The sequence below is a fragment of the Sphingosinicella microcystinivorans genome, from assembly GCF_003634215.1.
GTDB lineage: Bacteria > Pseudomonadota > Alphaproteobacteria > Sphingomonadales > Sphingomonadaceae > Sphingosinicella > Sphingosinicella microcystinivorans.
Window position 1 is genome coordinate 1441518 of record NZ_RBWX01000007.1, and the last position, 26068, is coordinate 1467585.

32 protein-coding genes and 1 riboswitch are annotated in these 26068 nt (G+C 63.7%); of the genes, 13 read left to right on the top strand and 19 right to left on the bottom strand.

The window, feature by feature from the left end; genetic code table 11:
- Positions 1–13: 13 nt before the first annotated feature.
- Entirely contained in the window at positions 14–1603 is a 1590-nt protein-coding gene (locus DFR51_RS06815; RefSeq protein WP_121048339.1) for an MFS transporter, read from the top strand.
- A 1-nt stretch (position 1604) separates the two neighbouring features.
- Here the strand turns inward: DFR51_RS06815 and DFR51_RS06820 are convergent, their stop codons facing one another.
- Complete coding sequence (locus DFR51_RS06820) at positions 1605–2480, bottom strand: dienelactone hydrolase family protein (RefSeq protein WP_121048342.1); 876 nt, start codon at positions 2478–2480, stop codon at positions 1605–1607.
- A gap of 441 nt (positions 2481–2921) precedes the next feature.
- Here DFR51_RS06820 and DFR51_RS18965 point away from each other — a divergent pair, with 441 nt between their 5' ends.
- Together DFR51_RS18965 and DFR51_RS06825 are read left to right on the top strand one after the other, a co-directional pair.
- Positions 2922–3089: a hypothetical protein gene (locus tag DFR51_RS18965; RefSeq protein ID WP_170151754.1), complete on the top strand. Its 168-nt coding sequence runs from the start codon at positions 2922–2924 to the stop codon at positions 3087–3089.
- Positions 3090–3139: 50 nt separating this feature from the next.
- Complete coding sequence (locus tag DFR51_RS06825; RefSeq protein WP_126494751.1) at positions 3140–3514, top strand: hypothetical protein; 375 nt, start codon at positions 3140–3142, stop codon at positions 3512–3514.
- Here the strand turns inward: DFR51_RS06825 and DFR51_RS06830 are convergent, their stop codons facing one another.
- Together DFR51_RS06830 and DFR51_RS06835 are read right to left on the bottom strand one after the other, a co-directional pair.
- Complete coding sequence (locus tag DFR51_RS06830; RefSeq protein WP_121048348.1) at positions 3515–4060, bottom strand: hypothetical protein; 546 nt, start codon at positions 4058–4060, stop codon at positions 3515–3517.
- A 34-nt stretch (positions 4061–4094) separates the two neighbouring features.
- Positions 4095–4436, bottom strand: coding sequence for an antibiotic biosynthesis monooxygenase family protein (locus tag DFR51_RS06835; protein WP_121048351.1), 342 nt, complete (start codon positions 4434–4436; stop codon positions 4095–4097).
- Between the two features lie 121 nt (positions 4437–4557).
- Here DFR51_RS06835 and DFR51_RS06840 point away from each other — a divergent pair, with 121 nt between their 5' ends.
- Positions 4558–5124 carry a peroxiredoxin gene (locus DFR51_RS06840; RefSeq protein WP_121048354.1) on the top strand — a complete coding sequence of 189 codons (567 nt, stop codon included), beginning with the start codon at positions 4558–4560 and terminating at the stop codon, positions 5122–5124.
- 3 nt (positions 5125–5127) lie between these two features.
- On the opposite strand, the gene DFR51_RS06845 is transcribed toward DFR51_RS06840, so the two are convergent.
- Positions 5128–5481, bottom strand: a complete 354-nt coding sequence (locus DFR51_RS06845; RefSeq protein ID WP_121049901.1) for a DUF1428 domain-containing protein — start codon at positions 5479–5481, stop codon at positions 5128–5130.
- 89 nt (positions 5482–5570) lie between these two features.
- Here DFR51_RS06845 and DFR51_RS06850 point away from each other — a divergent pair, with 89 nt between their 5' ends.
- Together DFR51_RS06850 and DFR51_RS06855 are read left to right on the top strand one after the other, a co-directional pair.
- A complete protein-coding gene (locus DFR51_RS06850; RefSeq protein WP_121048357.1) occupies positions 5571–6194 on the top strand; it encodes a DUF2726 domain-containing protein in 624 nt (207 codons plus the stop codon).
- 65 nt (positions 6195–6259) lie between these two features.
- On the top strand, positions 6260–6550 hold the full coding sequence (locus DFR51_RS06855) for an alkylphosphonate utilization protein (RefSeq protein WP_121048361.1): 291 nt from the start codon (positions 6260–6262) through the stop codon (positions 6548–6550).
- Here DFR51_RS06855 and DFR51_RS06860 read toward each other — a convergent pair.
- The 5 genes from DFR51_RS06860 to DFR51_RS06880 form a co-directional block, all read right to left on the bottom strand.
- Positions 6547–7290 (bottom strand): DUF72 domain-containing protein, encoded by a 744-nt coding sequence (locus DFR51_RS06860; RefSeq protein ID WP_121048365.1) that lies wholly within the window; start codon positions 7288–7290, stop codon positions 6547–6549. The genes DFR51_RS06855 and DFR51_RS06860 overlap by 4 nt on opposite strands.
- Before the next feature lie 3 nt (positions 7291–7293).
- Entirely contained in the window at positions 7294–7878 is a 585-nt protein-coding gene (locus tag DFR51_RS06865; protein ID WP_121048367.1) for a 2'-5' RNA ligase family protein, read from the bottom strand.
- A gap of 72 nt (positions 7879–7950) precedes the next feature.
- Positions 7951–8418, bottom strand: a complete 468-nt coding sequence (locus DFR51_RS06870; protein ID WP_243445406.1) for a DNA-deoxyinosine glycosylase — start codon at positions 8416–8418, stop codon at positions 7951–7953.
- Positions 8419–8467: 49 nt separating this feature from the next.
- A complete protein-coding gene (locus DFR51_RS06875; protein ID WP_126494754.1) occupies positions 8468–9214 on the bottom strand; it encodes a hypothetical protein in 747 nt (248 codons plus the stop codon).
- 4 nt (positions 9215–9218) lie between these two features.
- Positions 9219–9794 (bottom strand): hypothetical protein, encoded by a 576-nt coding sequence (locus tag DFR51_RS06880; protein WP_121048376.1) that lies wholly within the window; start codon positions 9792–9794, stop codon positions 9219–9221.
- 104 nt (positions 9795–9898) lie between these two features.
- On the opposite strand from DFR51_RS06880, the gene DFR51_RS18970 reads away from it, so the two are divergent.
- The gene (locus DFR51_RS18970) at positions 9899–10066 is read left to right on the top strand and encodes a hypothetical protein (protein WP_160119205.1); all 168 of its coding nucleotides are present in this window, start codon (positions 9899–9901) and stop codon (positions 10064–10066) included.
- A 42-nt stretch (positions 10067–10108) separates the two neighbouring features.
- Here the strand turns inward: DFR51_RS18970 and DFR51_RS06885 are convergent, their stop codons facing one another.
- The 5 genes from DFR51_RS06885 to DFR51_RS06905 form a co-directional block, all read right to left on the bottom strand.
- On the bottom strand, positions 10109–11455 hold the full coding sequence (locus tag DFR51_RS06885) for an MrcB family domain-containing protein (protein WP_121048379.1): 1347 nt from the start codon (positions 11453–11455) through the stop codon (positions 10109–10111).
- Positions 11455–13302 (bottom strand): phosphomethylpyrimidine synthase ThiC, encoded by a 1848-nt coding sequence (thiC, locus tag DFR51_RS06890; protein ID WP_121048382.1) that lies wholly within the window; start codon positions 13300–13302, stop codon positions 11455–11457. The genes DFR51_RS06885 and thiC overlap by 1 nt, the downstream gene beginning before the upstream one ends.
- Positions 13303–13364: 62 nt before the next feature.
- Positions 13365–13479: riboswitch (TPP riboswitch) on the bottom strand.
- A gap of 35 nt (positions 13480–13514) precedes the next feature.
- Positions 13515–15032 (bottom strand): lipopolysaccharide biosynthesis protein, encoded by a 1518-nt coding sequence (locus tag DFR51_RS06895; protein WP_121048385.1) that lies wholly within the window; start codon positions 15030–15032, stop codon positions 13515–13517.
- 25 nt (positions 15033–15057) lie between these two features.
- Complete coding sequence (locus tag DFR51_RS06900; RefSeq protein ID WP_121048389.1) at positions 15058–15492, bottom strand: DUF2141 domain-containing protein; 435 nt, start codon at positions 15490–15492, stop codon at positions 15058–15060.
- A complete protein-coding gene (locus DFR51_RS06905) occupies positions 15401–16177 on the bottom strand; it encodes a sterol desaturase family protein (protein ID WP_121049904.1) in 777 nt (258 codons plus the stop codon). The genes DFR51_RS06900 and DFR51_RS06905 overlap by 92 nt, the downstream gene beginning before the upstream one ends.
- 112 nt (positions 16178–16289) lie before the next feature.
- On the opposite strand from DFR51_RS06905, the gene crtY reads away from it, so the two are divergent.
- From crtY to DFR51_RS06920, 3 genes are read left to right on the top strand one after another with little or no spacing between them, the layout of a single operon-like run.
- Positions 16290–17438, top strand: coding sequence for a lycopene beta-cyclase CrtY (gene crtY / locus DFR51_RS06910; RefSeq protein WP_121048392.1), 1149 nt, complete (start codon positions 16290–16292; stop codon positions 17436–17438).
- An 8-nt stretch (positions 17439–17446) separates the two neighbouring features.
- Positions 17447–18928, top strand: coding sequence for a phytoene desaturase (locus DFR51_RS06915; RefSeq protein ID WP_121048395.1), 1482 nt, complete (start codon positions 17447–17449; stop codon positions 18926–18928).
- Positions 18921–19883 (top strand): phytoene/squalene synthase family protein, encoded by a 963-nt coding sequence (locus tag DFR51_RS06920; protein WP_121048398.1) that lies wholly within the window; start codon positions 18921–18923, stop codon positions 19881–19883. Before DFR51_RS06915 ends, DFR51_RS06920 begins: the two co-directional genes overlap by 8 nt.
- Here the strand turns inward: DFR51_RS06920 and DFR51_RS06925 are convergent.
- Both DFR51_RS06925 and DFR51_RS06930 read right to left on the bottom strand, forming a co-directional pair.
- Positions 19765–21042, bottom strand: coding sequence for a sulfotransferase family protein (locus DFR51_RS06925; protein WP_121048401.1), 1278 nt, complete (start codon positions 21040–21042; stop codon positions 19765–19767). The genes DFR51_RS06920 and DFR51_RS06925 overlap by 119 nt on opposite strands.
- On the bottom strand, positions 21039–21536 hold the full coding sequence (locus DFR51_RS06930; protein WP_121048404.1) for a sterol desaturase family protein: 498 nt from the start codon (positions 21534–21536) through the stop codon (positions 21039–21041). Before DFR51_RS06930 ends, DFR51_RS06925 begins: the two co-directional genes overlap by 4 nt.
- An 80-nt stretch (positions 21537–21616) precedes the next feature.
- Here DFR51_RS06930 and DFR51_RS06935 point away from each other — a divergent pair, with 80 nt between their 5' ends.
- The 3 genes from DFR51_RS06935 (at position 21617) to DFR51_RS06945 (ending at position 23218) form a co-directional block, all read left to right on the top strand.
- Positions 21617–21937 carry a hypothetical protein gene (locus DFR51_RS06935; RefSeq protein WP_121049907.1) on the top strand — a complete coding sequence of 107 codons (321 nt, stop codon included), beginning with the start codon at positions 21617–21619 and terminating at the stop codon, positions 21935–21937.
- A gap of 3 nt (positions 21938–21940) precedes the next feature.
- On the top strand, positions 21941–22291 hold the full coding sequence (locus DFR51_RS06940; RefSeq protein WP_121048407.1) for a hypothetical protein: 351 nt from the start codon (positions 21941–21943) through the stop codon (positions 22289–22291).
- A 276-nt stretch (positions 22292–22567) separates the two neighbouring features.
- Positions 22568–23218: a hypothetical protein gene (locus DFR51_RS06945; protein WP_126494756.1), complete on the top strand. Its 651-nt coding sequence runs from the start codon at positions 22568–22570 to the stop codon at positions 23216–23218.
- 9 nt (positions 23219–23227) lie between these two features.
- Here the strand turns inward: DFR51_RS06945 and DFR51_RS06950 are convergent, their stop codons facing one another.
- The 3 genes from DFR51_RS06950 to DFR51_RS06960 all read right to left on the bottom strand — a co-directional run bounded on the left by DFR51_RS06950 (position 23228) and on the right by DFR51_RS06960 (position 26023).
- On the bottom strand, positions 23228–23932 hold the full coding sequence (locus tag DFR51_RS06950; RefSeq protein ID WP_121048413.1) for a class I SAM-dependent methyltransferase: 705 nt from the start codon (positions 23930–23932) through the stop codon (positions 23228–23230).
- Positions 23922–24383: an Rrf2 family transcriptional regulator gene (locus DFR51_RS06955; RefSeq protein ID WP_121048416.1), complete on the bottom strand. Its 462-nt coding sequence runs from the start codon at positions 24381–24383 to the stop codon at positions 23922–23924. Before DFR51_RS06955 ends, DFR51_RS06950 begins: the two co-directional genes overlap by 11 nt.
- A gap of 71 nt (positions 24384–24454) precedes the next feature.
- On the bottom strand, positions 24455–26023 hold the full coding sequence (locus DFR51_RS06960) for a lysine--tRNA ligase (RefSeq protein WP_121048419.1): 1569 nt from the start codon (positions 26021–26023) through the stop codon (positions 24455–24457).
- Positions 26024–26068 lie beyond the last annotated feature (45 nt).

Genomic DNA, 26068 nt, shown 5'->3' on the forward strand with positions numbered 1-26068 from the left:
TGGGGGGAGCGTCGTGACGGCCGAGAGCGTGGAGCAGGAATTCGACGTCAAGCGCGACCGACTGGTGATCCTCGCCTCGTCGCTCGGCACCATTTTCGAATGGTATGATTTTTTCATCTACGGCACGCTCGCGGCGCTGCTCGGGCGCAAGTTCTTCCAGGTGGAAAGCGAAACGCTCGCCTTCCTGCTCAGCCTCGCGACCTTTGCCGTCGGCTTCCTCGTCCGCCCGCTCGGCGCGATCCTGTTCGGCTATCTCGGCGACAAGGTTGGCCGGAAATATACGTTCCTCGTGACGATCACCGTCATGGGCCTAGCCACCGCCGCGATCGGCCTGCTGCCGACCTACGCGCAGATCGGCGTCGCCGCGCCGCTCATCCTCATCGGGCTTCGCTTTGCGCAGGGCCTCGCGCTTGGCGGCGAATATGGCGGCGCTGCGGTTTACGTCGCCGAGCACGCACCCGCGCACCGGCGCGGCTTCTACACGAGCTGGATTCAGATCGCCGTGGTCTGCGGTTTCCTGCTCTCGATCATCGTCGTCGTCTCCACGACCACGATTATCGGCAAGGAGGCGTTCGAGGCGTGGGGCTGGCGCATCCCGTTCCTCGCCTCGCTGATCCTGCTCGCAATCTCGATCTGGATTCGCATGAAGCTGAACGAGAGCCCGGTGTTTCGCGCGATGAAAGCAGCGGGAACAACCGCGGCCAATCCATTCGTGGAGAGCTTCCGGGAGCGGGGAAATGTCGGCCGCATACTCATCGCGCTCTGCATTGCCGCGGGTTTCACGGTGATCTGGTACAATGCGCAGTTCTACACGCTCTATTTCCTGCAGGGCGCAGCAAGAGTCGCCGAGCCCGATGCCCGGCTGCTCGTCGGCGCGGCCGTCGTCGTGGGCGCGCCGAGCTTCATCTTCTTTGGCTGGCTCTCCGACAAGATCGGACGCAAGCCCGTGATCCTCACCGGTTTCGCGCTCACGCTCGTGCTGCTGTTCCCGCTTTACTGGTTGATCTCTGCGGCGGCGAACCCGGCGCTGGAACGCGCGATGACCGCGCACCCGGTCACCATCGTCACGCCCGAAGGCTGCCGCTACGATCCTTTCGCGGATGGCCAGCAGGGGACCTGCGCCGAAACGCTCGAATGGTTCGCGGCGAACGGCCTCAACTACACGCGCATGCCCGCCGATGTGGCGGAGGTCGAAGTCCTGGTCGCCGATGCGCGCATTCAGGGGTTTCAGCCCGAAGTGTTCCGTACTGCGCTCGGCGCGGCGGGCTATCCTGAAAGCTCGGACAGCGGTGAACGGCAGGGATGGCTCGTCATCCTCGCCGCGTCCGTGATGACGCTACTCACCGGCATGACCTACGGCCCCGCTGCCGCGATGCTCGTCGAGTTGTTCCCCGCGCGTATCCGCTACACGTCGATGTCGGTGCCGTACCACATCGGCACGGGCGTCTTCGGCGGCCTGTTGCCGCTCGTCTCGCAATATATTGTCGTGTCCACGGGCGCGGTGTTCGGCGGCCTGTGGTACACGTTCGTCATCGTTACCGTCGCGATGCTTGTAACGTACTTCTACCTTCCCGAAACGGGCGGGCGCGACATCGGCGGCTGAGCTATTTCAGCCGCGTCTTGAACCAGTCGAGCGCTTCGCCCCACGCCGCCTTCGCCGCTGTTTCGTTGTAGCTGGGGCGATAGTCGGCAAGGAAGCCATGGTCGGCTTCGGGATAGAGGATGATCTTCGAGCGCGATTTCGCCTTTTCGAGGGCGGCCTTCATTGCGTCCACGTCGGCAACCGGGATGCCTTTGTCCTTGCCGCCGTAAAGCCCGAGTACGGGCGCTTTTAACCGCGCGGCGATCTCGATGGGCTGGCTGGTTATGATCGGCGGCTTGTTCTCGCCGGTCAGCCGCCCGTACCATGCGACGCCCGCATCCACGCGTGGGCTATGGGCGGCGTAGAGCCACGTGATGCGTCCGCCCCAGCAGAAGCCGGTGATGCCGAGCTTCGACGAATCGCCGCCGTCCGCCGCCGCGAACGCAGCAGCCCGATCGAGATCGTCCATCACGATCGCGTCGGGCACCTTCGAAACGATGCCCGAGATCAGTGTCTGGATGTCCGACTCCTTCGTCGCATCGCCCCAGCGGGCGTAGAGATCGGGAGCGATCGCATAATAGCCTGCGTGCGCGAGACGGCGGCAGATGTCCTTGATCCATTCGTGGACGCCGAAAATCTCGTGCACCACCAGGATCACCGGCGCGCGGCCGCTACCTGCGGGTTTCACGCGGTAGGCGGGCATCTGGCCCTGCTGCACGGAGATCGAGAGCATCCGCTCGTCGAGACCCTTGAGATCGGTCTTGAGCGTGCTGGCGGCGACAGGCTGCACGGCGGCGGCAAACCCTGCGGCGAACGTGCCGCCAACGAGTACGCCGCGGCGAGACAGGCCCGTCGAGGCCACCCAATTGCGATCTTCGGGCAAACGGTCGGTCGTCATGGCGCGGGCTCCCTAAGGCTGAGGGCGCCTTCAGGGTCTTGGGGGATGGGCGCCCGCAGCCATAATGCACCACCGGCACATTCGTTGCCAGTCCGATCCCTGGGCTTTGAGGGGATTATAGGGCGGCCCCGGCAATATGCCGAGGCCGCCCGTTTTGGCAGCGTGACCCGTTTTTCAAGCACCGTTCTGTTCGCGGTCGGCACATCGGCGGGTGATCGCCGGGCGGAGCGGGTGAGATGGTCGTTGTTCTCGTTGTCGTATGCCGCAGTTCCGAATGCCGCCGAGGGTGGCCCCAGGGTCGGAGGAGACGAAGCACGGACCATGCCAGATGATGCAAACGGCGCATTCCGGCGGCGAGCCGGACGGCCTGCTTTCAAGGGTGTAAAGAACGTCGACAGCCGCTATTCCTCGCCCTCGCAATACGGTCAGTGGAGACGAGCAATGGCGGACACGCGTTCGGTCACGATTTCAACCGCAAAGGCAGGCATCGGCTTTGGCACGGCGCTCGCGATCACGATCTCCTGGAGCCTCCACAAATCCATCCTCTGGGCGATCGTTCACGGCTTCTTCTCGTGGCTCTATGTCCTCTATTATGTTCTGAAACGCTGACGCGCGCGCCGAATTGCGCTATTCTCCCCCTGCGGTGGGAGGGCAATCCGATGGCGCGAAGGATATTGGGCACGGTCGCAGGCGTTATTGTCGCCATGCTGGTCGTCAGTGTGATGGATTACGTCAGCAGGATGCTGACGCCTGATGCAGCGGCAATGCCCGCGCAAGGCTTCGCGGCAGTGCCGACCACGTCGAAAGTCGTCATGGCGCTGGGCTGGCTCCTCGCCACGCTGATCGGCGGCTTCATCGCCGTACGGATCGCGCGCTGGGTGCCCGCCGTCTGGGTGGTCGCCGGGTTGATCGTCGCCGCGTGTCTCTACAACGGCTTCACGATTCCGGGCGTGCCGCTCTGGATGCAGATTGCAAGTGTGATCGCGCCGGTCATCGGCGCCCTGATCGTCAGGGGCGTTGCCAAACCTGCGTGATCAGAGCTGACAAGTGCCCTCGCGCGTCTCGGGCGCGGCGCCTGCACGGTACCAGCGCGTCTTGCCGGCCAGGGCGGCGGCATCCTGGTAGCAGACCTCGGCGTTCGTTCCGGCGGAATCGATCAGCACGGTCCACTGGTGGTCGCCGCAATTGTGCTGCTCGCACGCCCATGACATGACCTTGCCGTTTTTCATCTCGATCGGGGCAGAAGGTCCGCCTTTTTCGCCCATCACCCAGGCCAGGACCGTCTTGTCTGGAATGGCTTCGGTAACCGCGGCCTTCACCGTGGGATGATCGAAGAAGGCAAGGTCGTTCACCTTGTCGAACGGGTATTTGCCAGCGTATGCGGCCAGATCGGCTCCGGGTGCGTCGGTGCCTGCCGGCGCCGGCGAAGCGGTTTCGACGTCGGCTTCCGGCGTCGTGCCGCCTGCTGCCGCATCCACGCTGTTTGGGTCCGTGGCATCCACCTTGGGCTGATCCGCCGGGGCCGCATTGTCGCAGGCCACGGCCACAAACCCGGCGAGCAGGATCACCAGCGTCCGCATTTCTCTTTCCCTCCCGTTCAGAACTCTTGCGCCATTATGGCAGTGATCGACCGGGCTTGTCATCCGCGCGCTCGAGCAGATCGTCAGTCACCTCCATCAGCAGCAGCGGATCATCCGCTGCATCCTCGATCGCATCCACGAAGGCTGCGCGCGTTTCAGGGTCGTCGTACGTCATCTTGGCGTCATAGGCCCGGCGCCAGGTTGCTTCGTCAGGCCACTCCGCCACGCCGATGAAGCGGCCTTCCGAATCCCGGTGCAGCCGCGAACCGAGGCTGCCGTAGTGTTCGCGGATGAGTTCGGTGCCGCGTCGCCACGCCGCACGGAACTGCGCTTCCTTGCCGGGTTTCACTTTCCACCAATAGGCCGCCACGAACATCCTGCGCCTCCATATTTCAGTCTCATGCCGAATGAACGCACGGCGCACCGAAAAGCGCCTTGGAGCCCGGGTGATTTGGGCCTAGCCTGCGCGTCAAAGTTCCCCCTAGGAGGATTGCCCGATGCGTCTGTTCAGCCTTGCCGCCGCCACCATGGCCGCCACCATCGCCCTCGCCAGTCCCGCGCTCGCCGCGCTCGCCGTGGGGGCAACGGCTCCGGTGTTCACGACCAAGGCGTCGCTCGCGGGCAAGCCTTTCGATTTTGCGCTCGCTTCGGCGCTGAAAAAGGGGCCGGTCGTGCTCTATTTCTTCCCCGCCGCCTTCACACCCGGCTGCACGGTCGAGGCCAATGCCTTTGCCGAAGCGACGGACGATTTCGCGAAAATGGGCGCCACGGTGATCGGCATGTCCAACGATCCGATCGAAAAGCTCAACGAATTCTCGGTGAAGGAATGCCGCAACAAGTTCGCGGTCGGTGTCGCGGACAAGGCGCTCATCGACAAATACGACGTGCCGCTGGCGATGATGCCCAGCCGTTCGAACCGCACGTCCTATGTGATCGCGCCCGATGGCAAGATCATCTTCGTGCATTCGGAAATGGCGCCCAAGGGCCATATCACCGGCACGTTGGCCGCCGTGAAATCGTGGCACGCCGCGCACGCAGGCGGGAAGGCCAAGGGCACGAAGTAGGCTTCAGAAGTTCAGGAACGTCTTGAAGCCACCGTAGATCAGGCGCTTTCCGTCGAACGGGGCCTTCTCGTGGTCGTGCGTCATGCGTTCGTCGGCCATGACCTTGGCGTTGATCGCATCCCGCGCCTCGCGTGACGGGTAGGTGATCCACGAAAACACCACGACTTCGCCGTCCTTCGCCTGCACCGCGCGCGGAAACGACGTCAACTCGCCGTACGGCACATCGTCGGCGACGCATTCGACATAGGACAGAGCGCCGTGATCCATCCACACCGTGCCCGCCAGCTCTGCGAGTTTGCGGTAATCCTCCATGCGATCCTGCGGCACCGCGAGCACGAAACCATCGACGTACGTCATTGCCATCCTCCCATTTCCGAATTTCAGACAGATTGAGCGGATTTATCTGAAGTAAGCAATAAGCAAGATGTGCATGCAACATTTATGCGATGATTGACGCTCTCACCACGTTTGGTTCGCTCGACACACTTGTGTTCGTGCTTGTTCTTGTGGGTGTTGCCGCAGGGATTGGGCTCGAACGCGCGTTTTCGAAAACCGCGCGCGGGCAACGCCGACGAAAACCATGGTACGGTAAACCGGGGCAAGTGCCCGGGATGCCGCCGATCAGCATAGCGGATCCCGCAGAGCAGCTTCGCGTCGTTACGGCTGCGGAGTTTAAAAAGCGAACCCTACTCAACAAGCAGGAAGTGCGTGTCCTTTACGCGGCGGAGCGCGCGGTCGCTGAAAGCGGCCTCAAGTGGCGGGTCATGGCGCAGGTCAGCCTTGGTGAAATCCTGCGTTCGGAAAACCCGCGTGCTTTCGCGGCCATCAATTCAAAGCGTGTCGACTTGCTGGTGATCTCGCAATCGGGAGAGCCGCTTGCCGCGATCGAATATCAGGGTAGCGGCCACTATCAGAACGCCGCCGCCATTCGTGATGCCGTGAAGAAGGAAGCATTGCGCAAGGCCGGTGTCCGCTACATTGAAGTCATGGGTAGGCACACGGCCGATGACGTTCGGCGGGAGATCGGGAGACTGGTCTTCGCCGAGACCAAGAAACTCTCCCCGGTCTGAGCTGCGCTGCTTGCATCCTCGCTTGTCCGGGCCTTATGGGTCCGGCTTAGCAGCAGGAGCGGGCGATGGCCGACGACGAGTATGTATATGACGAAGACACCGGGGAGTGGATCAGCGCCGCTGAGGCGGCTGCGCGGTCTGTGGTGGAAGTGCGCGACGCGGCGGGGAATCTGCTGGCGGACGGTGACAGCGTCACGCTCATCAAGGATCTGAAGGTGAAGGGCGCGGGGCAGACGCTGAAGGTCGGCACGGTGATCAAATCTATCCGCCTTACCGGCGACCCGCAGGAAATCGATTGCCGCTTCGACGGCATCAAGGGCCTCGTGCTCCGCGCGGAGTTCGTGAGGAAGCGCTAAAGTTTCTCCATAAGCGCCTGCGCCGCCGCCGGCGCGCGGACCTTGGCGCCGTTGATCATGAAGACGAATGTGTCGCGGCCGCCCTTGGCCCAGTCGTGCGCCTTTGCGGCCCAATCGTCCAGGGCGGCGGGCGTGTAACCCGTCGGTACATCCTCCTCGGCACGCTGGAGGCGGGCATAGGCGAAATCGGCGGTCGCTTCATCGATGGTCGGATAGCCGGGCTTGTCGGCATAGACGATCGCCGCGCCCGCATCCTTCGTGAGCTTCACGAAGGCGGCATCCTCGAACGTCGCGTGCCGAACCTCCAGCGCGTGGCGGAGAGGGCGGCTACCGATCTTCGAGGGGAGCAGTTTCAGGAACCCCGCGAAATCCTCCGCGTCGAACGCCTTGGTGTGCGGGAACTGCCAGAGGATGGGGCCGAGCTTGTCTTCCAGTGCCTCAAGGCCTTGCCCCAGAAACTTCGCGATCGACTCCGCGCCGTCCGCGAGTTTCTTGCGGACTGTGGTGAAGCGGGAGGCCTTCACAGTGAACACGAACCCCTCGGGCGCGGCCTCCGCCCACTTGGCGAAGCTCGCGGGCTTGAAGCTGCTGTAAAAGGTGCCGTTGATCTCGATCGCGCCGAGCCGCGCGGCGGCATATTCAAGCTCCCGCGCCTGCGCGAGCCCTTGCGGGTAGAAGGTGCCGCGCCAGGGTTCGTAGGTCCAGCCGCCGATCCCGACGCGTATCTTCCCCCCGCTCATGAGCTACGCAGCCATCTTTTCGGGAAGGGCGAGCGGCAGCGGCAACTGCACCTTCTCCGTAACCTCGCCGAGCGCCCACGATCCGCGCGTCATGTGACGACCCGCGCCGACGTGGCTTTCGATCAGCACCAGCTCGTCCGCGCGCCAGCTGATCGGATCGATGCTTTCCGTCCCCGTGCGCCACTGGTGGCCGTGCGCAAGTGTCATGTGCGGGGGTGAGGCGGGGACATCCGCCGAGATGCCTGCACTCGAAAGGCGCTCCACGAGTTCATGCCGGAAGCTCTCGATGAAGGTCAGCGGCTCTGACGCCGTGAGGAGCGCGCGGTCGTTCGCGCGCACAAGCTGATCGAACACCGGGCGCTGAGCGGGGAGGGTGATGTCGTGCAGTGCCTCGCCCACACGCTCCACAAGGCGCGGCTGCGGCGCCTCATACGTGCCGCCGAGCATCGCGAGCGTGATGTGCAGCCGGTCGGCGGGAAGCCGCGATCCGGCGAGGTGATAGACGCAGCCCATCATGCCGAGCGTGGTCGCCAGCAGCGACGGTGGACGCAGCGCGAGGAAGTAGCGATGGAAAACGACGTTCTGCATGTGCACGCCTCTTTCGTTCCCTGTTCGTTCATATAGAACAAACGCGGAACATCTTGCAAGCCCCATCAACGCTCACAAGGTAAACGCACGAAGCCGCATCCAGTTCTCCCGCTTCACATCGGCGGGCACGGCGCAGGCGCCGCTACTGGAAAGAAGCGTGAGAATGCGCCAGCGCGCCGCATTCCCGCCAAGCTGGCGCAGCCCGATCCGCTCGGCGGTACGTCCGTTGAAGGCGATGGCCTCCAGCGCCGGAAGCGTATCCGCCATCGCGGCGAGGTCGCGCGCCGCGGGTGAGCGAATGGCGCTGTCGAGGCTCCCCGCGCGCTCGGCATGGGCGATCACGTCCCACAGGCCCACGCCGCGCGCGAGCAGCGCCTCCAGCCGCGCCGCATAGGGCAGCGCGGGAAGGTCCACACCCGTCACCGCGCCCATCAGTCGCCAGAAGCCGTTCCCCGGACCCGCGTAATATTCCTGCGCCGCGAGCGAGGCCCGCCCCGGCAGGCTGCCGAGTACCAGCACCCGCGTGCGCGCATCCGCCACGGGCGGGAAAGCGTGATCGCGGGGAGGGGAAGGGGCGCGGACGGCCGTGCTACTCGCTTTCGCTGACCGCCGCCGGTTCGGCTGCGGCATCTTCCGGTTCCGGCTCCGGCTCCGGAGGTGCCGGGGGCGCTGGCATGTATTCGGCAGGGATCTGATAGGCGAGCATCTGCGTTCCCGCGCAGCGATACGTTGCGTCATTGCGGTTTTCCGCCGCCTGAAATGCCTGGGCGAGTTCGGGGCGTCCTTCCAGCGCCTTGCGCGCATCTTCGGGAAACGACGAATAGGCGACGGCCATCATCGCGCGGCTGCCATCCTTCAGCTTCACGAAAACATAGGGCGTCATGTCGCCGAAATACACGACCTCTCCGGCCTTCACGCGAAACACCGGCGCGCCGAAGCAGAAGGTGTTGGCAATCTCCGCGGGGCCTGCCGACGCGCCGAAAAGCACATACTCGCCTTCGGAAACCACGGTCACGACATGTTCGAGCGGCAACTGCTTCTGCGCGCTCTTCACACGCACGTGATAGGTGGTCGTGTCGCCGGTTTCCTTTGCGTCCTTGGGCGGCAGCACGATGTCCTGCGCGGCGGAATCATAGCGCCGGAAATCCACCTTCGCGGATTTGCCCGCGCTCGGCTTGTCCGGCCTACGGAAGCCGACAACGATCGCGCCTTGCCCCGGCTGCAGTGTTACCGGCTGCGTGAGGTCGGCGGGCTTGTCGGCGCGAAGCTGCGCCTTGGCGGGCGCGGCGAGCGGCGCCAGCATCAGCGCGGCGAGGAGTGCGTATCTTGCGGTCATGGCTTCAATCCACCGGCGCGACGCGCGGCGCCGCGAATTCATTGTTCCAACGGATCTTGCGCATTCCCGGTCGTGTCGACCCTACGACATCTTCGAAAAACGCGTTACGCTCCGCATCGGTCATGGCTGCGATCCGCTTCTTGGTGGCGTCGTCCACGTCCACCAGCGCCCAGCCGCGTACCAGAAGGCATGTCTGCCGGTTCTGCCGCCGCTGTGATCCTTCCGCGATCGCGCCGCCCAGAAGGCCGCCGAGCGCCCCCGCGCCGGCAGCGACGGCGGGGGAGATGATGGCGGAATTGTAGGGGACGACCACAACGCCGCCCGGCGTGCGCGATCCGCGCGCGATCAGGCGGCATTCGTTCCAGTCCCGCTCATACTCCGCGCGCGTCGCGCCCGGCTTGTTGTAAAAGCGGCTGTCCTTCAGATCGCGCGCGGCATCCTGGCGGTCTTCATCGGTCAGCTCGGTGTCCGGCGCGCTCTGCGCGGCCGAAGTTGCCGTCGCCGGTGCTGCGGTATCCTCACTGACTGTCGCAGGCTGGAGGACGGACGCGGCCAGCAGCACCGCGAACACAGAACTCATATACGATGGACTCCCCCGCCTTTTACACGTCGTGGATGCTATACTCCGCCATTACTGTGCGGCAAGCATTGGGGTGCGTACGCCGGCGAAAAAGGGATGAAACGATGCCCGGAAATTCCTATGCTACGGCCTCCGAAAAGATCGATGCGGAGAACGCCGCGCTCGCCGACTGGCGCGGCAAGATGCTCGCTGAGACGGCACAGCCTGATCTACTCGGCGGTACGTCCGTTGAAAGCGACAGATTCAAATTTTCCGATCATCTTCTGATGTAGTAGTTTGCCGAACGGGTTTTAGATTTGAAAATTTTGTTTATTTTATTCGGGTTTTTCGGTCTGTGAGAGGTGATTAATGCGAAAATTAACAACATCCCCGACCATTTCTGTTTTATGAATCATGCGGTGACAATTTGAGCAAAGAACAGTAAAATCTTTTTTTGCGTTTAGAGGCACCTTCTGTCCTTTTAATTTTGCTAAAGGAAGCAAGTGATGAGCTTCGATGAAGCCTTCTCCAATTTTTCCATACTTTTTTGCAAAATCAAAACCGCATGCTTTACAGGCGTAACCGTGGATCGTCTTAGCTTTCTTAGCTAGCCGTCGGTTGCGCTCTATTCGTTTATGCTCGCGTAAAGTGCGGGCATCTTCTGCGTCGGATTCTTGTTCATCATCTTCCGCGTCTGCCGATGAGAAAAGGCGATCGTCGCGTGCAGAAAGCTCAAGGTAAAGGCGAGCAAACCTACCAAAATCGTCCCGAAGCACCTCTGCGGCCGGTAGCTCTTTCGTTGGGTAAAATATTGAACAAACTGAGCCGGCTTCATAGAGAGAGCCTAGAGATGACTGTCGTGCTTCACCGAGATCGATAGGACCGGTCGCAAGGCTGCCGACTAAATTCCCTAGGCGGGATAAAAAATCTTGCGCTCGGGCCTTTAGCGCTTGTGTTGATCCAGAACCATACTGCTCCTTAATCGTAGTCACGCCTTGATTCAGCGACAAGTATACGCCTTCAAGGTCGGCTCGAAAAAGATAAACCAAGTAATAGCCTCCCTGAACGGTCTCCGTAATTAGGCGGTCCATAACAGCTACCCACGGGACGTTCGCCCACGTGCCTTGGCCCGAACTCCCCCGAACAAGGTAACGCTCTGAGTCGTGAAGCCAATTTGAGATAGCTTGAGGAAGCTCGGTTCTAACCATGTCCGCAATACTGTGTGTTGCGAAAGGCTGCTTGGTTGCAGCTTTGTACTCGTTAAGTATCAGGCCAAATAAACGATGAGCAGGATCCTCAATTTCGACAGGAGTTTGATGATCGGAAAGAAATGGAGTCCAGTCATATTTTTTGGACGATAGGACCTGCTCTCGCCACCATGGCCAGTCAGCATCAGGGCGACCAAATAAGGAGAAATAGCCTTTGCCAGGAGAATTGTCGTTCTGATTAACGATAATGCCGGTTATAGCGGGCTTTTTGGCTGATTTTGTCCATTCAGCTAAGTTGTTTAATCCTTGGATTTTTAAGCTATCTCCCCAGTCTCCGCGGAGATTTTGGAGGCCCAAACGTTCGTGCGTCCCTTTGTAACCAATCATCCTATCGGGACGATCGGGGTTCGCGTCTGGCAGTAAATCAACTAACAGACGCAGCAATTTCCTTCCATTTTCATCAAGCTCTGCCATTACTCCCTCGTCGGCAAATAAATCTCTCCACCCTTCTCTTTAAACTTCTCACTCATCTCCGCCATCCCTTTCGCCGCGTCCTCGGCCGCGATGAACGTATCCGCGCTCTGGTTCTGCTTTGCGGCGAAGTCGCGGACTTCCTGGCTGATCTTCATCGAGCAGAATTTCGGGCCGCACATGCTGCAGAAATGCGCTGACTTGGCGCCTTCCGCGGGTAGCGTCTGGTCGTGGTATTGCTCGGCCGTATCGGGATCGAGCGACAGGTTGAACTGGTCGCGCCAGCGGAATTCGAAGCGGGCTTTGCTGAGCGCGTCGTCGCGGACCTGCGCGGCGGGGTGGCCTTTCGCAAGGTCGGCGGCGTGGGCGGCGAGCTTGTAGGTGACGACGCCGACCTTCACGTCGTCGCGGTCGGGGAGGCCGAGATGCTCCTTTGGCGTGACGTAGCAAAGCATCGCGGTGCCGTACCAGCCGATCTGCGCGGCGCCGATGCCGCTGGTGATATGGTCGTAGCCGGGCGCGATGTCTGTGGTGAGCGGCCCCAAGGTATAGAAGGGCGCTTCGCCGCAGGCTTCGAGCTGCTTTTCCATATTCTCCTTGATCTTGTGCATCGGCACGTGGCCCGGCCCTTCGATCATCACCTGCACATCCTGCGCCCAGGCGCGCTTGGTGAGCTCGCCGAGCGTGTAGAGCTCGGCAAACTGCGCCTCGTCGTTCGCGTCGTAGATGCTGCCGGGGCGGAGGCCGTCGCCGAGGGAGTAGGCGACGTCATAGGCCTTCATGATCTCGGTAATCTCGTCGAAGCGTTCGTAGAGGAACGACTCCTTGTGATGCGCGAGGCACCATTTCGCCATGATGCTGCCGCCGCGCGACACGATGCCGGTCATGCGCTTTGCCGCGAGGGGGACGTAGGGCAGGCGCACGCCCGCGTGGATGGTGAAATAGTCGACGCCCTGCTCGGCCTGCTCGATCAGCGTGTCGCGGAAGATCTCCCACGTCAGGTCTTCGGCGATGCCGCCGACCTTTTCGAGCGCCTGATAGATCGGCACGGTGCCGATGGGGACGGGGCTGTTGCGCAGGATCCATTCGCGCGTGTCGTGAATGTTGCGGCCCGTCGAAAGGTCCATCACCGTGTCCGCGCCCCAGCGGATGGCCCACACCATCTTGTCGACCTCGCTCGCGACGTTGCTGGCGACGGCCGAGTTGCCGATGTTGGCGTTGATCTTCACCAGGAAGTTGCGGCCGATGGCCATCGGCTCTGATTCCGGGTGGTTGATGTTGTTCGGGATGATGGCGCGGCCGCGCGCCACCTCGTCGCGCACGAACTCGGGCGTGACGTAATCGGGGATGGCGGCGCCGAAGTCCTGACCGTCGCGGACGTATTCTTTAAGGCGCGCGCGGCCGAGGTTCTCGCGTACCGCGACATACTCCATCTCGGGCGTGATGATGCCGCGGCGGGCATAGTGCATCTGGCTGACGTTCATGCCGGGCTTTGCGCGCAGGGGACGCTTCACGACATTGGGGAAGGGCTGCACGCCGCCGGAGCGGTCCGGGCCGAGCTGGCCGTTGTCTTCCGGGCGGATTTCGCGGGCGTCGTAGGCCTCCACGTCGCCGCGGGCGAGAATCCAGTCCCGGCGGAGCGCGGGGAGGCCGGCGTGGATGTCGATGCGGGCGGCGGGATCGGTGTAGGGGCCGGAGGTGTCGTAGACACGGACGGAGGGTTCGCCGGAGGTCGGCTCCAGGTCGATCTCGCGCATCGCGACCTTGTGCGGGCCGACGTAGATCTTGCGGCTGCCGCGAATGGGCCCGGTGGTGACGCCGATTTCGGTGCGTGCGGGGATGTCGGCCATGTGTCGTGCTCCGTCATGGGGCGGACTGGCGCGGGGATATGGCAGTGGCAGCGACCCAGCTTGGGCAACTGCGGTTCCGATCCCTACGCCGGCACGACCCGGGTCAGGTTCGAAGGGTTCCCCCGCTCGTGCGGCGATCTCAGCCCGGCGTCACACCGGGTACCCCTTGGAACGAATGCTGCGGCGGACTCTGGTGGCTTTGCCCGCGCCTGTCAATTCGCCGTGCGGCGAAAGCGGCGGAGCTTGCCGAGTGCGATACCGGAAACCTCCAGCATCTTCGTCTCGAACCCGTCGGGACGGCCCGCGAGCCGCCACAGGACGAAGTGCGCGAGGACGTAAACCGCGGCGCCGAGGATAACGCGCGGCATCATCTCAAGGAGCACCACATATTCCGCGTCGCCCGGCGCGAACGGCGCGGGCACGGCGAGCACCGCCCCGGCCATGGCGGCGGCGGCAAGGAGGCTGCGCCAGCTCGCGGTGAACGGGGAGAAGAACGAATCGCCGATCAGCGTCTTGGCGAAATACATGTTCACAGCGGTCTGCAGCAGCAGGCGGAAAACGAGCGCGTATATGACCGTGATGAACGTGCCCTGCCACACGGCAAGGGCGAAGACGGGAAGCGAAATCGCAGCGACGAGGACGGCGCGGTTGAACATCGCGCGCGTCGCCTGCTTCGCCATCGCAAGCCCGTCCGTGGCGGACGTGATCATCGTGAAGGCGAGCGTGGGGGCGAGCAGGACCACGACCTCTGATGAAGGCAGCCACTTCGTGCCGACGAGGATCGCGATCATCTCGTTCGCCATCAGCGCCGTGCCGACGCCGATGGGCAGCGCGATGCCCAGGATCACTGACTGTGCCTTGCGGTATGCGCCGCGCAGGCGCGTGTTGTTGTGCGCGATGGCGGAAAGGCCGGGGGTGATCGCCTGGCTGATTGGGGTCGCCAGTTCGCGCGTCGCCACCTGGGAAACGTCGCGGCCGATGGTGAAATAGCCGAGCTGCGCAGCGCCCATGTATTTGCCGATCAGGAACTGCGGCGCGATCTGGGTGAAGTGGGAGATAATCCCCGACATCGTCAGCCAGCCGCCGAAGCCCAGGAACGTGCGCCATTCGCGGAAGCTGACGCGCGGTTGATAGGGGATGCGCCAGTAGCTCAGCACCATTTCGGTGAAGCGGCCAGCAAGCGTGCCCGCCACGATCGCCCAGTAGCTTTCGGTGGCGACCGCAACCACGATGGCGGCGAGCGACCCGAAGATCGTGGAGGCGACGCGGCGGTTGAACTCCTTCGAAAAGTCGATGTTCCGCTGGTACATCATGAACGCCGGGTTGCGCGCGCCGTCGAAGATCAGCACCACGCAGATCACGCGCAGCACATCTTCCAGCTTCGGCTCGTTCATGTAGTTCGCGATCGGACCCGCGAAGATGAACAGGATGGCGGCGATCAGCGCGCCGCGCAGGAAGTTCATGGTGAAGCCGGTATCGATATGGTGCGTATCGATATCGCGCAGAGCGATGAGCGCGCTGTTCACGCGCATGTCGGAGAGCACCTGCACGAAGCCGATCACGACGATGGCGAGGCTGGCGACGCCGTAGTCGGCGGGCGCGAGCAGGCGGCCGAGCACCACGAGGTTGACCATCGAGAACAGGCGGAGCACGAAGCGCGCGCCGGCCAGGAACAGCGCGCCCTTGAAGACGCGGTTGCCGATATTCTCTTCGCTGCGTTCGAACTTCATGCGCGTCCGTTAAGGTGTATGGGTTTCAAAGGAAATAACGCATACGCAGCGTCTGCGTCGTGTCGCCTTCCACATGGAAGCGCGCCTTGTCGAACTTCGGCGGGCCGAAGCTGATCTTCGCATTGTTGGAGAACGCGACGCCCTCCGTCGGCATGCCGATAAAGCTCTTGTCGAGCTTCTTGTTGTCGTTCTCGTCGTGGATCGCCGAGATGGCGTAGTCGCCCGGCGGAAGCCCCGTGATATCGATTACCGGATTCGCCGCGGACACGCTTTCCTTCGTCGCGCCGGCCCCGTGCGCGCAATCCGGGTAGCCCGCGGAATCGCGCCAAAGGCAAAGGCGGATGCTGCCCTTTTGCGAGCGCAGCCCTTCAAATGTCAGGTGCAGCGAGGCTTGCTGCGGCGCCGCTTCCGCGGCGAGAAGCGGCAGGCAGGCCGCCGTGATGAGCATGCGTTTCAGCATCGAAATCTCCAAGGCCGCTATCCGTTCGGCAAAGCCTGTCCCAGTGCCGGAAATAGAGCCCGTAGTTGCAACGATAGTCTTGATGATGCCGGTGATGGTGCGACGCGGTTATCACCAGCTTCCCGAATGTTCCCTTAACCAGTGCGCGGGGAAACAGCTCCCAGCCCATGTGGTTGGTGACGCCGAAAAAGGTCATCACCGTCAGCACGAGGCCGAGCGCGGCGACGTGAATGGGAATGATGAATGTCAGTGCCGGAATCAGCGCCGCGCCGATCAGCGATTCCCATGGGTGAAAGCTCATCGCGGCCCAGGCCGTCGGGGGGCGGCTGTCGTGGTGGACCTTGTGGATGCGCGCGAACAGGCGGGGCGCATGCATCCAGCGGTGCGTCCAATAGAAATACGTGTCGTGGACGAGGAGGTAGGCAAGCACGCTCACCGGGAGCCACCACCAGCCGTAAGCGGCGGGTTCGGTGTAGATGCGCGTCCACCCGCGCGTCTGCCAAAGATGAACCGCCAGGCCCGCGGGCACCGCGTAAATCACCGCCGCGGTCAGCGACCAGCCGATCTCGCCGCGGATCTGCCGCGCCATGCGCTGGCCCGCATAGATGCCGGGCCGCACCCGCCCCGAAAGCCACGCAAACGCGCCTGAAACCGCCAGATAGCGGCCGGCGACGATCAGGATCATCGCGGCGACGGTGAGCACGGCTTCAACCACGCGCGCCTTCTATCAGCCACATGGCCTTAGGTCATGCAAATCCGGTGGTATTTGTGTGCCGACCCGCTACACCTGAAAAGGTATGGATTTCGACCTGATCCTGGTGGGCGGGGGCCTGGCATCGGGGCTTGCGGGGCTAAGGCTTGCCACGCGGCGACCGGAGCTTCGTGTCGCAATCGTGGAGGCTGAAAGCCGGATCGGCGGCGATCACATCTGGTCGTCCTTCGACAGCGACATGACGCCCGCTCAGCGCGAATGGACCGCGCCGCTCTATGCCGCACGCTGGCCGCGCTACGATGTTCGCTTCCCGGCATTCAGCCGCACGCTGAACCACGGCTATGGGAGCGCGCGCTCGGCCAATCTCGATGCTGCTGTTCGTGCCGCCTTGCCCGCCGACCGCCTGCTCTTCGGCCGCAAGGTTCGCAGCCTCGATGCGACCAGCGTGACGCTTGAATCGGGCGAGCGGCTCGGCGCGCGCGTCGTCATCGATGGGCGCGGCCATGCGCCGACGACGGCGCTGGAGCTTGCGTGGCAGAAGTTCGTCGGCCTTGAGATCGAGACACTTCGCCCGCACGGTATTGAAGCGCCGCTCATCATGGACGCCACCGTTGATCAGGCGGAGGGCTACCGCTTCGTCTACGTGCTGCCGTGGGACGAGCGCCGCCTCCTCATCGAGGATACGTATTACAGTGATAGCCCCGCGCTCGATGTGGAAATGGTGAAGGCGCGCATCGAAGATTGGGCGCTCGGCGCCGGGCTCGGCCCGCATGGCGTTGTCAGGACCGAGCGCGGCGTGCTGCCGCTGGCGCTTGGCGGAAACATCGAGACGCTTTGGGATGCGGGGACACGAGGTGTCGCGCGCATCGGGATGCGGGCGGGGCTTTTTCACCCGCTTACAGGATACAGCTTCCCGGATGCCGTGCGCACCGCCGATCTCATCGCCGATCTGCCCCGCTTTGATACTGACCTCGTCTATAACGCCGTACGGTCGCACGCGACCCGCGCGTGGCACGGGCGACGTTATTACCGGATGCTCGCGCGCATGTTGTTCCGCGCGGCTGATCCGCCCGCGCGCTACCGCGTGCTACAGCATTTCTACCGGCTGCCGGAAGCGCTCGTCGCACGCTTCTATGCCGGCAACTCGACGCGCGCCGACAAGCTTCGCATCCTCGCGGGCCGCCCGCCGATTCCGGTCGGGCGGGCGCTTGCAGTGATGCTCGGAGTGGATTAGGCGCGGGCATGGCGAAAATTGCAGTCATCGGCAGCGGCTTCGGCGGCCTTGCGCTTGCGGTGCGTCTACAATCCGCCGGGCATGAGGTAACGCTGTTCGAAGCGCGCGAGAAGCCGGGCGGGCGTGCATATGTTTATGAACAGGCCGGCTACACATTCGATGCCGGCCCCACGGTCGTTACCGATCCCACATGCCTTGAAGAGCTGTTCGCGCTCTCCGGGCGTCAGCTCGCGGATTATGTCGACCTGATGCCGGTCGAGCCGTTCTACCGCCTGCACTGGCCGGACGGCACAACCTTCGATTACACCGGCGACGAGACGCGCCTGAACGCGGAAATCGCTGCGCTTTCACCCGAAGATGTCGAGGGGTATCAGCGCTTCTTCGCCTATTCCGAGGGTGTTTTTCGCGAAGGGTACGAAAAGCTCGGCCACGAGGCGTTTCTCGATTTCCGATCGATGCTGGCCGCTGCGCCGCAGCTGATGCGCTACGGCGCATGGCGTTCGGTGTATTCCGTCGTGGCAAGCCATATCCGCCACCCGAAGCTGCGCGAGGCGTTCAGCTTTCATACGCTTCTTGTCGGCGGAAATCCCTTCAATACCAGTTCGATATACGCGCTTATTCATGCACTGGAGAAGAAGTGGGGCGTGTGGTTCCCGCGCGGTGGCACCCACGCGCTGGTGCGCGGCCTTGTGCGGCTGTTCGAGGATCTCGGCGGCACAGTAAAGCTCGCCACACCGGTAACGGCGATCGAAACCGCCGGAAACCAGGTGACAGGTCTCGTGGCAGGCGAAGAGCGCTACGTTTTCGATGCCGTCGCCTCGAACGGCGACATTGTGCACACCTACGCCGACCTGCTCGGTGAAACACCGCGCGGAAAATCGGCGGCAAAGGCATTGAAGCGCAAGCGGTTTTCTCCATCGCTGTTCGTCGTCTACTTCGGCGCAAAGGGGGCGTGGCCCGAGGTCCCGCACCACAACATCCTGTTCGGACCGCGCTACCGGGCGCTCCTCGACGAGATTTACGGCGGTGGAAACCTCGCTGACGATTTCTCGCTCTACCTCCATCACCCGACCGCATCCGATCCCGGCCTCTCGCCGCCCCGGTGCAGCAGCTTCTACGTGCTGTCGCCGGTGCCGCATCTCGGCAAGTACGACGGTGATTGGGATCGCATCGCCCCGCAGTACGCGGAGCGCATCCTGAAAGCGCTCGATGCGCATCTGCTTCCCGGACTTCTCGAAAATATCGAAGTAAAACGATGGTTTACACCCGCTGATTTCAAAACTGAATTGAACGCGCACCTCGGCTCGGCATTCAGTCTTGAGCCGGTGTTGTGGCAGAGCGCCTGGTTCCGCGTGCACAACCGCGATGACGTCATCTCGAATCTCTATTTCGTCGGCGCCGGCACGCATCCCGGCGCCGGTATTCCGGGCGTCGTCGGGTCGGCGAAGGCGACGGCGCGATTGATGCTGGCCGATATGCGCAATGGATGAGCTCACCCGTTGGGCGCAGCGCAGCATCGCGCGCGGCTCACGCAGCTTTGCGCTCGCATCCCGGCTGTTCGATCCGGCAACCCGCCGCCGGGCATGCCTGCTTTATGCATGGTGCCGCCACTGCGACGACGTGATCGATGGGCAGGAAGGCGGGCAGGGCCGTGTAGGGGAGCGTGAACCGGCGGCGTTACGGCTTGCCGAACTCACCCGATGCACGCGTGCGGCGATTTCAGAAAAACAAAGCAGTATCAATGCGTTTGGTGCAATTTCTGCGGTCGTACACGAAACGCGGATGCCGGAAGCCTATCTGCTCACACATCTGGCGGGCTACGCGATGGACGTCCACGAGCGCCGTTTCCGCCATATCGAAGACACGCTCGATTATTGCCACCACGTCGCGGGTGTCGTCGGTGAAATGATGGCCGTCGTGATGGGCGTCCTGCCCGAAAACCATAACCTCCTGCGCCGCGCCGCCGACCTCGGCATCGCTTTCCAGCTTACCAACATCGCGCGCGACGTGTTCGATGATGCCGCGCTCGGGCGCTGCTACATCCCGGAAGACTGGCTTGCCGAGGCAAGCATCCCTCCTGGCGATCATGTGCGGCCAGAACATCGCGGCGCGCTCGTGGGCATCGTGGGACGACTGCTCGATCTTGCAGACGCCTATTACGCGTCTGCGCGCGAGGGTGCCCAGCGTCTGCCGCGGCGTTCGGGCCGGGCAGTGCTTGCTGCTGCGGACATCTATGCAGCGATCGGCGCGAAGGTTCGCGCGGCGGGCCCGTCGGCATGGGATCATCGGCAGGGCACGTCGATCGCCGAAAAGATGCGCTTCGTGGTCAGCGCGTTTCTGACGCCGCACCTTGCGACGCCGCTGCCGCCACGTCCGCCGCTCTGGAAGAAGGGCGATACGCCGGACTGGACGCCTCCAGCGCTGACGTCACCGCCTCCCTCGTAAGGCCGAAGTCGGTGAGGCGGTAACGGTGCCCGACGTGGCGGCGTTCGCGCGCCACGTAGTGCTCCATTCGCTCCATCAGTGCGGCCCCGATCGGCAGGCCGAGCCAGTCGTAGACGTGCCGAATGCTGCCGCGCCAGTTCTGCTCCATATCGGCGAAATCGAGCGCGAAGGCGTGCGCATCGGGCAGTGTCGCCCGGAACGCGTCGGCGCGCGCCTGCCGCAGCGCGGTCTTGTGCAGCCATTCGCGGCCAATCCACGCCGCATCGACCACGTCGGACTGCACGACCATCTGGTTCCAAATGAGCGAGCAGCCCGAGGCGATGAGCGCTTCGGCCTCGCGCGTGACGAAGATGAAGCGGGCGCCAGGGAAAACTGAAGAAAGTGCAGGCAAGTCTTGCAGATACTGGGGGGATTTTAGAAGCCACGGCAGCCTTGGGTCGTCGCGCCGGAACCATCCGGCGAGGCGCAGCAGGTCGGCGAAGCGACCGTAGACGGGGAGGGGGTCGGCGGACTCGCAGTAGCGTGCAAATGCTGGGATACGGCGCTGCGCCTCGATCTGCGCGCCCCAGAAACTATGCTCGAGCAGTCCGGTCTCCTCATCGGGCTCCATCGCGCCGGTGGGATGCGCGGCGGCATTGCCGGGGTTCGCCCAATTGATGAAGCGCACGCCAAAGCCCGCCCAGCGGATGCGCGGATCGCGGCGCATGTCCGGCCGCGGCACGGGGCTCATCGTTTCGTATAGCCGGAGGTGCGCAAAGCGGTCATCGCAGGCGAGCAGGCGCTGCAGCCGTGTGGTGCCGGAGCGCATCTGTCCGCAGATGATGAGTGGCGGCGCGAGCGGTCGCGCGCGGATGTCGGGATGTTCCGCGAACAGCGCCTCGGCGCGCAGCCGGTCGACGAGCACTTTGAGGATGCTGCCATGCGCGATGGTACGCCCGATCGCGTTCAGCGGTGCGTCGCGAAGTGCCCCGAGCAGAACGGCAAGAGTGTCCCGCCAGCCGTCATCCGGTCCGAAATCGTCCAGCTTCGACACGCGCCGTGCCTGCCGGAACAGCCGGTGTTCGTCGAGATCGGGCGGGGGCAACACGCCTGCCGACCACAGCTTCGGCAGCATGTGCTCGGCGAAGCGGAGGGCGACGGGCCGAGGCGGCGGCTTCACGCGCCCGTCGGCACCCGGATGTCGCCGCCGCGGCGTTCGAGTTCGGCCTTCAGGACGCGCACGGGCGGCGCCCACAGGAATCCGAACGATACGGTGCCGTGCTTGCTGTTCACCACATGATGCAGCCTGTGCGCCTGAACGATGCGCTTCATATAGGCGCTTTTGGGCACGTATCCGTGCGCGATGCGGCGATGGACGATGACGTCATGAAAGCCGAAATAGATTGCGCCGTAGCCCGCGATGCCGATGCCGACCCACATCCAGGCCGGGTGCCAGCCCGCCTCGACACCGAGGTAGATGCACGCGATCGAGGGCAGGGCGAACATGAAGGCGAACCAGTCGTTCTTCTCGAAAAGGCCCGTTCGCGGCTCGTGGTGAGACTTGTGCAGCGACCAGAGGAACCCATGCATCACCCAGCGGTGCGCCACATAGGCGACACCTTCCATGGCAAGCGTCGCGGCGAGCGCAACGAGAAGTCCGATCCAGATGTTCATGGTGCCAAGCTATAGCATCGGGGTCAGCTTGGGTTAAGGCGCATCAGGTGATGAAGTTCGCGCAGATCGGAGACCGATTCATGAAGCCAGTTCTGACACTTTTTACCGCCGCCGCCCTCCTCGCAGGCTGCGCCGCGAGCTATGAAAGCCGCATCGAGCGGAGCCTGACGAGCGCAGGCATCTCGCGGCCTGTAGCGGGCTGCATGGCGGATCAGATGGTCGATCGCCTGTCGACAGCGCAGCTCAAACGTCTCGCGCGTTTTGCCAAGGGCGTTGACCGGCGCGATGTTGACCGGATGAGCCTGCGCGAAATCCAGAAGCGGTTTCAGGCGATCGGCGATCCCGAGATCGTCGAAGTGGTGACACGCGCCGGGCTCGGCTGCGCGCTGATGGGGGCTTAGGCCATGAAGCGGCGCGCGCTTCTGCTGATGCCGGCGTTCGGTCTGCTGGCGGCGTGCAACCCCTCGAGCGCCGAGATCGAGAGCGCGCTCCTGTCGCGCGGCTTCGGCAAGCAGGAATCGGCATGCGTGGCGCGCGAACTCGGCGGGAAGCTCCAGGAACGCGACTGGCTGTTGATCGCCGAAGTCGCTGGAGACACGATGCGGACGCCCGACGAATGGCGCGACATGACGATCGGCGAGGTCGGCGACAAGCTGACCCGGCTCGGCGACACGCGTCTCATTTCCACGCTGATGCGTGCGGGTATGGGCTGTGCGCTGCTTGGCAGCGAGCGCGTCGCGGGCGCTACGCTCTAGCGAAGCGGAACGACACCGCATCCGACAGGCGCCGACGCCAGCTGAGGCGCGGCGGCTTTTGGGCGCGGCAGGCCCAGAACATCAGGATCTTGTAGGCGCAAGGTCCGCGTTCCATAGTCTTCAGTCCCCGATTTCGATGCGTGAGCCTAAAGCAGACCGAGGTTACGCGCGTGTGACGGGCATATGACGTGTCGCAGACTCGTTTCGTCGCGCAGGCGCTGGACAGCGGGAAACGCGCCATGACATGAACCCGCAAGAACGAAGGGGCGGGGGCGTATGCGTCTAAAAGCGATGGTGTTCACGCTGGGGCTCGGGGTTGCGGCCTGCGCCGCTCCGCCTGCGCCGCCGCCGTCCGTCAAAGCCCCGCCGCCGAGGCCGCAAGCCTCGCGCCCGCCGCAGCCGCCCGTGGGCGTCGACCCTTCCTATGAACTGCCAGCAAAGGACAGTGACGGCCGCTTTCTCACACCCAACGTCGGCCTTGGGCCGCTAGAGACGATGTTCAACGTCCGCTCCGCGCTCAACGTCGCGGCGCTCAGCTGCGTGACGAGTACGAACACGGCCCCGCGAGACGGCTACAACCGCTTCCTGAAGCTTCACAAGACCGTGCTGGCGAATGCCAACAAGGCGATCGACGCCAAATACCGGCGAGAGCATGGCAGCGCTGGTATACGCGTACGCGACAGCCGGATGACGAAGCTCTACAACCACTATGCCTATCCGCCCGTGAAAGGCGCGTTCTGCGCAAAGACCGCGCGCTACCTCACCGCCGCGAACGCCATGGCTTCAAAGGACCTCGAAACCTGGTCACTCGGCGCCCTCGCGGACATCGAACAGGATTTCCAGGATCACTTCCGCCGCATCGAGGCGTTCCAGATCGAACTGCGGGACTGGCAGCAAAAGCAGCAGGTAGCCTCCGCGTCGCAGTAGTGCGTTCGTTCAGGCGTGGCCGATCCAGCCGCGCCAGGTGAACGCCGCGAAGAAGGGTTCGGCGTCGGCAAAGCCGGCCGCGCGCAGGATCGCGAGGTCATCCTCCGGGCTCATCATGTTGACCGCCGTCGCGACGGCGTTACGCGCCATTTGCGCCTGTTCCGGGTCCGCGCCCGATGCGACCGCGTAGCCGGCGTAACGGGAAAGCCAAAGGTCGCGCGATGCGTCCTGCGGGTAGCTGCCGTGCGCCGCGACGAACGGCGCGCCCGGCTTCAGGCGCTGGTGGATTGCGCGGACAGTGCGTTCGCGTTCGTCGGCGCTCAGGAAATGCAGCGTGAGTAGGCACGTGGCCGCATCGAAGGGGCCGGCGGGCGCATCGTCGATATAGCCTTCAACGAGTTCAACGCGTGCCATGAGTGGGCCGAGCGTCCGCTCCGCCTGCTGCAGCATTGCACCGGCAGGATCGACGCCCACGAACGTCCAGTCGGGGTGCGCTGTGGCGAGCGCCTTCAGTTCGAGGCCGCCGCCTGCGCCAAGGACGAGAACGCGCGCATCCGAAGGGGCGTGCTCTGCGAGCAGCACGGAGGTCATCTTGTGCAGACCATCGAAGCCGGGCACGAAGCGCGGCGGTCCTTCGGCATAACGTGCCACGGCGGCGGGGTCCGAAAAGGCCTTGATGAAATCCTGTGCGCCGTCTTCTGCTTTAGTCGCCATGCGGATGGTCCTTTGGAAGAGGCCCGCGCTGTTTCAGGCGGGCATGGAAATCGGCGCTGAGCGCGGCGAGCGTTACGGTTTCGAAGCGTGCCAGCAGCAACGCCTCGGCATCACGGAAAGCTTCGCTCAGCGCGGCATTCACAGCCTGCTCGACAAGGCAGCCGGGGGCTTCGGTGCGGTTTCCCATCGCCAGCAGGGACGGGTGGCCGAGCGCATTGTAAATGTCGCGCAGGGTGATGGCGCCCAGATCGCACGCGAGCGTCCAGCCGCCGCCGTGCCCCTTTTCGGAGCGCACGTAACCCGCCTCGCGAAGCCCGGCCATCACGCGCCGGATCACCACCGGGTTCGTCTGCATCGCCTTGGCGAGCGTTTCGGATGTCATCGGGCCTTCGTGCTCGGCCATGTGCAGCAGCACATGAAGCACGCCCGACAGGCGGCTGTCGCGTTTCATGTAACTTCAATTAGTGCGTGATGGCGCAAAGCACAAGGGCGCCCGGAGACGCCCTCGTGAAATATGCGGTGTTAAGCCAGCGCCTCTGCGATCAGGCGGCGCGTGTTGGCGATGCCGTAGAGCGCAATGAAACTGCCCATGCGCGGCCCCTGGCTCGATCCGAGCAGCGTCTCGTAAAGCGCTGCGAACCAGTCGCGCAGGTTTTCGAAGCCGCCTTCCTTGCCGACTGCGTAGACCTCGTTCTGGATCGCCTCGGCTTCCGCGCCCTCGGGCAGTGCGGCAAGCCGCGCGTCGAGATCGCGCAGCGCCGCCGTCTCGCGGGCGTCCGGCTTGCGGCGCTTCAAGGTCGGCGCGACGAAATCGCGGTTGTACGCCAGCGCATGGCCGATCAGTGTATCGACCTCCGGATACGCCTCCGCGCTCGCACCCGGGACGTAGTTGCCAAGATAGGCCCAAACCTGCGCCCGGTCCGCGTCCGCGCCCATGACGCCGACGAGGTTCAGCAGCAGACCGAACGTCACCGGCATCGCCGCGTCCGGCACCTTGCCGCCGTGGATATGGTGCACGGGGTTGCCGAGCTTCTTGTCGAGCGGCTGGTCGGCATAGTTCGCGCGGAACTGGAAATATTCGTCCACCGCGCGCGGGATCACGCCGATGTGAAGCTGCTTGGCACTCTTCGGCTCGCGATAGGCATAGAAGGCAACGCTTTCACCCGGCCCGTAGGTCAGCCAGTCTTCGAGCGCGAGGCCGTTGCCCTTGGACTTGGAGATCTTCTCGCCCTTCTCGTCGAGGAACATCTCGTAGATCAGGCCTTCCGGCTTGCGGCCGCCGAGCACCTTGGCAATGCGGCCCGACTGCACGCCGGAATCGGTCAGATCCTTGCCGTACATCTCGTAATCGACGTCGAGCGCCACCCAGCGCATCGCCCAGTCGACCTTCCATTGCAGCTTCGCGCCGCCCGAAAGGATGCAGTGCTCGTGCGTCGTGCCGTCTTCCTCGAAGCGGATGAGGCCTGCCGCCGCGTCCACCACCTCGATCGGCACCTGCAGCACCTTGCCCGAAACCGGGCTGATCGGGAGCACCGGCGAATAGGTGCGGCGGCGCTCCTCGCGCAGCGTCGGCAGCATGATGTCCATGATCGCCTGATAATTGGCGAGGACGTTCTTCAGCTGATCGTCGAAGCGGCCCGATGTGTAATAGTCGGTCGAGCTGGCGAATTCGTACTCGAAGCCGAAACGATCGAGGAAGGCGCGCAGCATCGCGTTGTTGTGATGCGCGAAGCTTTCGAACTTCCCGAACGGATCGGGAATGCGCGACAGCGGCTCTCCAAGATGTTCGGTCAGCATCGCCTGGTTTGGCACGTTGTCGGGCACCTTGCGAAGCCCGTCCATATCGTCCGAGAACGCCAGCAGCCGCGTCGGAACGTCCGACATTTCCGCGAAGGCGCGGCGCACCATCGTGGTCCGCAGCACTTCATTGAAGGTGCCGATGTGCGGCAGGCCCGATGGCCCGTAGCCGGTTTCGAAAAGGACGTTGCCTTTCGCAGGCACACCGCCTTTCAGACGCGCCAGCACCTTCCGGGCTTCCTCGTAGGGCCAGGCTTTGGAAACAAGGGCGGCAGCGCGAAGGTCATCTGTCATAGCGGGGACAGGCGCTAGCGGCAGTGGGCCGCAAGGGCAAGGTTT

Bases quoted from the DNA above. Each gene is read 5' to 3' on its own strand.
- DFR51_RS06865 (WP_121048367.1), bottom strand. From the start codon at position 7,878: ATGCAGAACGTCGTTTTCCATCGCTACTTCCTCGCGCTGCGTCCACCG.
- DFR51_RS06940 (WP_121048407.1), top strand. From the start codon at position 21,941: ATGAAGCGGCGCGCGCTTCTGCTGATGCCGGCGTTCGGTCTGCTGGCG.
- DFR51_RS06900 (WP_121048389.1), bottom strand. From the start codon at position 15,492: ATGCTGAAACGCATGCTCATCACGGCGGCCTGCCTGCCGCTTCTCGCC.
- DFR51_RS06960 (WP_121048419.1), bottom strand. From the start codon at position 26,023: ATGACAGATGACCTTCGCGCTGCCGCCCTTGTTTCCAAAGCCTGGCCC.
- DFR51_RS06950 (WP_121048413.1), bottom strand. From the start codon at position 23,932: ATGGCGACTAAAGCAGAAGACGGCGCACAGGATTTCATCAAGGCCTTT.
- DFR51_RS18970 (WP_160119205.1), top strand. From the start codon at position 9,899: ATGCCCGGAAATTCCTATGCTACGGCCTCCGAAAAGATCGATGCGGAG.
- crtY (WP_121048392.1), top strand. From the start codon at position 16,290: ATGGATTTCGACCTGATCCTGGTGGGCGGGGGCCTGGCATCGGGGCTT.
- DFR51_RS06905 (WP_121049904.1), bottom strand. From the start codon at position 16,177: ATGATCCTGATCGTCGCCGGCCGCTATCTGGCGGTTTCAGGCGCGTTT.
- DFR51_RS06855 (WP_121048361.1), top strand. From the start codon at position 6,260: ATGGCCGACGACGAGTATGTATATGACGAAGACACCGGGGAGTGGATC.
- DFR51_RS06945 (WP_126494756.1), top strand. From the start codon at position 22,568: ATGCGTCTAAAAGCGATGGTGTTCACGCTGGGGCTCGGGGTTGCGGCC.
- DFR51_RS06835 (WP_121048351.1), bottom strand. From the start codon at position 4,436: ATGTTCGTGGCGGCCTATTGGTGGAAAGTGAAACCCGGCAAGGAAGCG.
- DFR51_RS06825 (WP_126494751.1), top strand. From the start codon at position 3,140: ATGGCGCGAAGGATATTGGGCACGGTCGCAGGCGTTATTGTCGCCATG.
- DFR51_RS06895 (WP_121048385.1), bottom strand. From the start codon at position 15,032: ATGAAGTTCGAACGCAGCGAAGAGAATATCGGCAACCGCGTCTTCAAG.
- DFR51_RS06935 (WP_121049907.1), top strand. From the start codon at position 21,617: ATGAAGCCAGTTCTGACACTTTTTACCGCCGCCGCCCTCCTCGCAGGC.
- DFR51_RS06955 (WP_121048416.1), bottom strand. From the start codon at position 24,383: ATGAAACGCGACAGCCGCCTGTCGGGCGTGCTTCATGTGCTGCTGCAC.
- DFR51_RS06930 (WP_121048404.1), bottom strand. From the start codon at position 21,536: ATGAACATCTGGATCGGACTTCTCGTTGCGCTCGCCGCGACGCTTGCC.
- DFR51_RS06860 (WP_121048365.1), bottom strand. From the start codon at position 7,290: ATGAGCGGGGGGAAGATACGCGTCGGGATCGGCGGCTGGACCTACGAA.
- DFR51_RS06830 (WP_121048348.1), bottom strand. From the start codon at position 4,060: ATGCGGACGCTGGTGATCCTGCTCGCCGGGTTTGTGGCCGTGGCCTGC.
- DFR51_RS06875 (WP_126494754.1), bottom strand. From the start codon at position 9,214: ATGACCGCAAGATACGCACTCCTCGCCGCGCTGATGCTGGCGCCGCTC.
- DFR51_RS06820 (WP_121048342.1), bottom strand. From the start codon at position 2,480: ATGACGACCGACCGTTTGCCCGAAGATCGCAATTGGGTGGCCTCGACG.
- thiC (WP_121048382.1), bottom strand. From the start codon at position 13,302: ATGGCCGACATCCCCGCACGCACCGAAATCGGCGTCACCACCGGGCCC.
- DFR51_RS06885 (WP_121048379.1), bottom strand. From the start codon at position 11,455: ATGGCAGAGCTTGATGAAAATGGAAGGAAATTGCTGCGTCTGTTAGTT.
- DFR51_RS06845 (WP_121049901.1), bottom strand. From the start codon at position 5,481: ATGACGTACGTCGATGGTTTCGTGCTCGCGGTGCCGCAGGATCGCATG.
- DFR51_RS06850 (WP_121048357.1), top strand. From the start codon at position 5,571: ATGATTGACGCTCTCACCACGTTTGGTTCGCTCGACACACTTGTGTTC.
- DFR51_RS06915 (WP_121048395.1), top strand. From the start codon at position 17,447: ATGGCGAAAATTGCAGTCATCGGCAGCGGCTTCGGCGGCCTTGCGCTT.
- DFR51_RS06840 (WP_121048354.1), top strand. From the start codon at position 4,558: ATGCGTCTGTTCAGCCTTGCCGCCGCCACCATGGCCGCCACCATCGCC.
- DFR51_RS06880 (WP_121048376.1), bottom strand. From the start codon at position 9,794: ATGAGTTCTGTGTTCGCGGTGCTGCTGGCCGCGTCCGTCCTCCAGCCT.
- DFR51_RS18965 (WP_170151754.1), top strand. From the start codon at position 2,922: ATGGCGGACACGCGTTCGGTCACGATTTCAACCGCAAAGGCAGGCATC.
- DFR51_RS06920 (WP_121048398.1), top strand. From the start codon at position 18,921: ATGGATGAGCTCACCCGTTGGGCGCAGCGCAGCATCGCGCGCGGCTCA.